The organism is Rhodococcus sp. (in: high G+C Gram-positive bacteria) (genome assembly GCF_049591685.1).
Classification (GTDB): Bacteria; Actinomycetota; Actinomycetes; order Mycobacteriales; family Mycobacteriaceae; genus Rhodococcoides.
This window is the reverse complement of sequence record NZ_JBAWFH010000157.1, coordinates 1-5,761: the sequence shown is the minus strand read 5'-3', so window position 1 is coordinate 5,761 and position 5,761 is coordinate 1. Positions and strand designations below refer to the sequence as shown.

The 5,761-nt window shown below is 64.5% G+C and carries 6 protein-coding genes and 1 rRNA gene; 3 read left to right on the top strand and 4 right to left on the bottom strand.

The window, feature by feature from the left end; all coding sequences use genetic code 11:
• Nucleotides 1-1,151: acetyl-CoA C-acetyltransferase (locus WBQ44_RS06630; protein WP_495565929.1), on the bottom strand; the 1,151-nt coding region annotated here is incomplete at its 3' end.
• Between the two features lie 94 nt (nucleotides 1,152-1,245).
• Between WBQ44_RS06630 and mce the strand changes: the two genes are divergently transcribed.
• Nucleotides 1,246-1,725 (top strand): methylmalonyl-CoA epimerase, encoded by a 480-nt coding sequence (gene mce / locus WBQ44_RS06625; protein WP_495565928.1) that lies wholly within the window; start codon nucleotides 1,246-1,248, stop codon nucleotides 1,723-1,725.
• A 44-nt stretch (nucleotides 1,726-1,769) separates the two neighbouring features.
• Nucleotides 1,770-2,717: a hypothetical protein gene (locus WBQ44_RS06620; RefSeq protein WP_495565927.1), complete on the top strand. Its 948-nt coding sequence runs from the start codon at nucleotides 1,770-1,772 to the stop codon at nucleotides 2,715-2,717.
• 18 nt (nucleotides 2,718-2,735) lie between these two features.
• Here WBQ44_RS06620 and WBQ44_RS06615 read toward each other — a convergent pair whose 3' ends face one another.
• Together WBQ44_RS06615 and nucS are read right to left on the bottom strand one after the other, a co-directional pair.
• Entirely contained in the window at nucleotides 2,736-3,062 is a 327-nt protein-coding gene (locus WBQ44_RS06615) for an Rv1322 family protein (protein ID WP_495565926.1), read from the bottom strand.
• Nucleotides 3,063-3,084: 22 nt separating this feature from the next.
• On the bottom strand, nucleotides 3,085-3,756 hold the full coding sequence (gene nucS, locus WBQ44_RS06610) for an endonuclease NucS (RefSeq protein WP_495565925.1): 672 nt from the start codon (nucleotides 3,754-3,756) through the stop codon (nucleotides 3,085-3,087).
• Between the two features lie 42 nt (nucleotides 3,757-3,798).
• On the opposite strand from nucS, the gene WBQ44_RS06605 reads away from it, so the two are divergent.
• Nucleotides 3,799-5,352, top strand: coding sequence for an adenylate/guanylate cyclase domain-containing protein (locus WBQ44_RS06605; protein ID WP_495565924.1), 1,554 nt, complete (start codon nucleotides 3,799-3,801; stop codon nucleotides 5,350-5,352).
• Between the two features lie 294 nt (nucleotides 5,353-5,646).
• Here the strand turns inward: WBQ44_RS06605 and rrf are convergent.
• Nucleotides 5,647-5,761, bottom strand: a 5S ribosomal RNA gene (gene rrf, locus WBQ44_RS06600); the annotation flags it as partial.

Below are 5,761 nucleotides of genomic sequence, written 5' to 3'. Positions count from 1 at the left end.
CCGCCGCCGCCGCACAGTGCGGCGGCGCCGATGCCGCCGCCGCGGCGTTGCAACTCGAGTACCAGGTGCAGTGCGATGCGGGCGCCGGACATGCCGAGGGGGTGGCCGATGGCGATGGCGCCGCCGTTGACGTTGACCTTGCCGGAATCGACTCCGAGTTCGCGCATCGAGGCGATGCCGACGGCGGCGAAGGCTTCGTTGATTTCGATCAGATCCAGATCTGTCGGGTCGATGCCTTCCTTGGCGCAGGCTGCCGCGATGGCGCGGGCGGGCTGAGATTGCAGTGAGGAGTCCGGTCCGGCGACGACGCCGTGGGCGCCGATTTCCGCGATCCAGGACAGGCCGAGGCTTTCGGCTTTCTCACGGCTCATCACGATGACCGCGGCGGCGCCGTCGTTGATGGTCGAGGCGTTGCCGGCGGTGATGGTGCCGTCCGTGCTGAATGCCGGCCGGAGGCGGGCGAGGGTGTCGGCGGTGGTGTCGGCGCGGATCCCTTCGTCCTGGGCGACGACGATCGGGTCGCCTTTGCGCTGGGGGATGGAGACGGGGACGACTTCGTCGTCGAAGATGCCGTTCTTCCACGCTGCGGCGGCTCGTTGGTGCGAGGTGGCGGCGTACTGGTCTTGTTCTTCCCGGGTGCTGGCGTGGGCGCCGTCGTTGCGTGATTCGGTGAGTCCGCCCATGGCTTGGTCGGTGAAGATGTCGTAGAGGCCGTCGTAGGCGAGGTGGTCTTTCATGGTGACGTCGCCGTATTTGAACCCTGCGCGGCTTTTTTCGAGCATGTGCGGGGCCTGGGTCATCGACTCTTGGCCGCCGGCGACGACGATGTCGAATTCCCCGGCGCGGATGAGTTGATCTGCCATCGCGATGGCCGAGACCCCGGAGAGGCAGACCTTGTTGATCGTCAGCGCGGGGACGCTCATGGGGATACCTGCCGCGACGGCGGCTTGGCGGGCGGGGATCTGTCCGGCGCCTGCGGTGAGGACTTGGCCCATGATGACGTACTCGACCAGTTCCGGTGCCACCCCGGATTTGTCCAGGGCGCCTTTGATCGCGATACCGCCGAGATCCGAACCCGACAAGTCTTTCAGCGAGCCGGACAACCGACCCACCGGAGTACGAGCCCCAGCGACGATGACGGACGTAGTCACGTTATTCCTCCAACGGTATGCAGCAGAAGTGATCGCCGATCCGTGCAGCGGCCCCGAAGAGCAGCTGTACGGCTCTGACGCTACCGTCGACCCTATGACCTCGACCACGCCACCCACCACCGGACTCCCCCTTCGCTCTGACCTCGTGACGGCCATCGACCACGTCGGTATCGCGGTGCCCGATCTCGACGCCGCAATTGCCTGGTACTCGGAGCACCTGGGCATGGTGTCCACCCACGAGGAAGTCAACGAAGCTCAGGGAGTCCGCGAGGCGATGTTGTCGTTCCCCGGGGCTCCCGCGGGTTCCGCAGCGCTGCAATTGCTTGCGCCTCTCGACGAGAACTCGACGATTGCCAAGTTCATCGATCGCAACGGCCCGGGTCTGCAGCAGCTCGCCTACCGCGTCAGCGACATCGAGGAGATCTCGGCTGAACTCCGCAGTCGTGGTGTCCGGCTGCTGTACGACGCACCCCGACGGGGCACGGCGGACTCGCGCATCAACTTCCTTCACCCCAAGGATGCGGGCGGCGTACTCATCGAACTCGTCGAACCTGCCGCCTCTTCGGCTCACTAGAGGACCGTATGGCCTCGGACCCTACGCACCGGTAAATTGACCGCATGGCCAACGAGCAAGACCGCAGCGGTGTGCAACTTCCCTTCTCGATCGTCCGTAAGGGTTTCGACCGCGATGAGGTGAGCAACTATTTCGAACGGTTCGACGCCGAACTCCGTTTGACCACTGCAGATCGAGACGCAGCCGCTGCACAGGCCCGTGACCTGGCCAAACAGCTCGACGATGCGCGCGACGAGATCGACGAGCTGCGCAAGGACATCGATCGCCTGTCGGTTCCGCCGACCACGGCCGAGGGTATGAGCGACCGCATTTCACGCATGCTTCGCTTGGCGTCGGACGAGGCGTCGGAGGTCCGCGCGAAGGCGCATGCCGAAGCAGAGGAAATGGTGTCCGTCGCCGAACAGGAGAGCGCGCGGCTCCGCGGCCGCCACGAGTCGCTCGTTGCCGAACTCGAAGAGCGCAAGTCCGCACTCGAGACCGAGCACGAACAGACGATGGCGCAGGCGCGCACCGAAGCCGCTCGTGTCGTCGAGGCAGCCCAGGCCGAGCGCGACAAGTTGGCGGCCGAGTCCGAATCAAAGCGGGCCAAAGTGCAGGAAGACTTCGAGATAACGATGGCGGATCGACGGACCAAGATCCTCGCCGCACTCGAAGACCTCGAGGCATCCAGCAAGGCGGATGCGGCGCACCGAATCGAGGAGGCCACCACCGAGGCGACGCGTCGGCTGCAGTCGGCCTCCGAGCAGGCCGAGCGCCGCATCGCCCACTCCAAAGAACTGGCCGAAGAACTACGCGTCCTTCGAAGCCGCGTGCTCGCGCAGCTCCTCGGAATTCGCGGTCAACTCGACTCGGTACCCGCCATGCTCGCATCGGTCAATCGGGAGAGCGAACTACTCGACGCCCCCGACAACGTCAACGGAGCGGGCAAGGACAAAGACGCAGAAACCGGCGACAACGTCGAGGGTAAGGAGAAGGCAGACGTAGCCTCGTAATTCGCAGGCGCTGGTCGATTACGACCAGCGCCTGGTCAGTCCGCGGCTACCGCGGCCGGACCAGCAACCCGTGTGCCAATGCCGGCGATTCTCCGGGCCGCCCAGTTCTGCTGCGGGCCAGGCCACCACGTGAGAGACGCCTGGACGGATCTCGTGGTCGCACCCGGGACACCGGTACGTCTTGGTGGCTCTGTTCCCCGGAACGGCGCGCGTGGTGAACTCTTCGTCACCCCACCCCGCGGGGCCCGATTCGACGCGCGCGCCGCCCATCAGCGAATCGGGACTGGAAGCCCGCGAGGGGCCGGTTCTCCGGTTCGCTTTGCGGTCGTGGTTCCGTCGAGGCACACGTCGAGTGTAAAGAAGCGGACTAGAACAAGCGGAATTCGGTGCTCTCGGTTCCTCGGAGCACGTCGTAGTCCAGCGTCAGGCAGCGAATACCGCGGTCGACGGCAAGGGTCTTCGCCTGTGGCTTGATGATCTGGGCCGCGAAGACCCCGCTTACAGGGGCGAGCACCGGATCGCGGTTGAGCAAGTCGAGGTACCTGGTCAGCTGCTCGACGCCGTCGATCTCTCCTCGACGCTTGATCTCCACCGCCACGGTTCCGCCGTCTGCGTTTCGGCACAGGAGATCGACCGGCCCAATGGCTGTCATGTATTCACGTCGCACGAGGGTGTAGCCCTCCCCCAGCGTTTCGACGTGCTCGGCCAGCAACTCCTGCAGGTGCGACTCGACGCCGTCTTTCACCAGACCCGGGTCGATTCCCAACTCGTGACTGGAGTCGAGCTCGACGTCGTCGATGGTGATCCGGAGTTCTTCGCCCGCCTTGTTGGTGACGACCCACTTCAGGGTGCCGTCGTCCGCCGTCTCCTCCATCCAACACGGTGGACTCATCCAGTTGAGCGGCTTGTACGCGCGGTCGTCCGCGTGGACACTGACCGAGCCGTCCGACTTCACCAGAAGCAGCCTCCGAGCAGGCGGAAGGTGGGCGGTGAGGCGGCCGACATAGTCGACTTGGCAACGAGCAATCACGAGACGCACTCGACCACCCTAAGCCAAACCGACCGCTAGTCTGTGACCACCATGCCGCAACTGAACCAATCCGCAGCACCCCTTGGATCCCGGCTTCTCGGTAGCACGTCCGAGTCGCCCCGACGCCGCCGAGTAAGGGTGCAGCTGCTGCTGACCACGTTCCTACTCGGTTCGAATCTCATCGGCGCCGTCATCGTGGGAGCTCTGGTCAGCGTCGTCGTACCCGGCCCGAACGTGCTCGATCCCGACTTGTACTGGTGGGTCAATTACATCGTCGTTCCGGTGTACGTTGGGCTCGCATTTCTCATCGGTGTCCTGTGGGGGACGACGAGAGCGCTACGGGTTCTGCGTTGGGCGATAGAGGACCGGGAGCCGACGCGCAAGGAGCAGGTCACGACGCTGTCGATGCCGTGGCGTCTCACGCGAGTGCAGATCGTCCTGTGGACCGGCGGTCTCATCCTCATCACCACCATCGACGGCATCATCGAACCGACGTCGATCCCCAAGGTAGCGTTCACCATTGGGTTCGGCGGTGCAGTCGTGTGTGCGTTCAGCTATCTGCTCAGCGAGTTCGCACTGCGGCCGGCGGCGGCGAGGGCGCTCCAGGCCGGCGATCCGCGCCGGATAAGAATTGCCGGTGTCATGGGTCGTTCGATTCTGTCGTGGATTCTGGGCACCGGCGTTCCCGTCGCAGGACTGATGATCATTGCCATCTTCAGTTTCATCCGTCCGTATCAGACGGACACCGATCAGATGGCTGTTGCTGTTCTCTCGCTCGGCGGCATCACGATCGTCTTCGGCCTTGCCTTGACACTCCTCGGAGGCTTCGCCACCACCGCACCCATCAGGAACGTCCGCAACGGAATGGCCGAGGTCGAAAGCGGCAACATGGACGTGCATCTCGCCGTCTACGACGGCACCGAGCTCGGCGAGCTGCAGAGCGGCTTCAACAGAATGGCGGAGGGCGTCCGCGACCGCGAGAAGATTCGCGACCTGTTCGGCCGCCACGTCGGTCACGAAGTCGCGGAAGCCGCGCTGAACAACAATCCCGAACTCGGCGGCGAGGAACGTGACATCGCGGTCTTCTTCATCGACCTCGTCGGTTCGACGGAGATGGCGTCGACGCGCCCGCCGGCCGAAGTCGTCGCTCTACTGAACCGTTTCTTCGCGGTCGTCGTCGACGAGGTCGACGAGCACGGTGGTTTCATCAACAAGTTCGAGGGCGACGCCGCGCTGGCCATCTTTGGGGCACCCGGAGAGATCGACGACCATTGCGGCTCCGCATTGGCCGCCGCTCGCACCATCAGCGCCCGCCTGAAGCGCGAAGTGCCGGAGTGCAGCGCTGCGGTCGGCGTCGCTTCCGGCCGCGCCGTCGCCGGCAACGTAGGCGCGAAGTCTCGGTTCGAGTACACCGTCATCGGCGACCCGGTGAACGAAGCAGCCCGCCTGTCAGACCTCGCAAAGAACGCGCCGGATGCCATTCTCGCCTCGAAGATCACCGTCGACGGTGCATCCAAGTCCGAGGCGGACTGCTGGAAACTCGGTGACAGCGTCGTCCTCCGCGGTCGATCGGCAGAAACGGTTCTCGCCAGTCCGACGATCTGATCTTCACGCCGCCCGTTCGCGAGAATTTCTGGCTGTCTATGCGTGGTGGCGTGCGCTGGTCTGCCCGCGCAATGTCCGCGGTTTGCCTACAGCTCGTGGGGGGATCGACGAAGACGTGTAGACGACACGACTGGCTGATGTGGTTGCCCCTGATGCCGTTGTCCTTGAACGCCGTTGTCCTTGAATGCCGTTGTCCTCGGATGCCGCTGTCCCCGAAAGTCATGTGGGACAGCGTATGTGCCCTGGAATGCAGAAAACCCCCGACCGTGTGGTCGGGGGTTTTCTGGAATGTGTGTTCGGCGGTGTCCTACTCTCCCACACCCTGTCGAGTGCAGTACCATCGGCGCTGGAGGGCTTAGCTTCCGGGTTCGGAATGGGACCGGGCGTTTCCCCTCCGCTATGGCCGCCG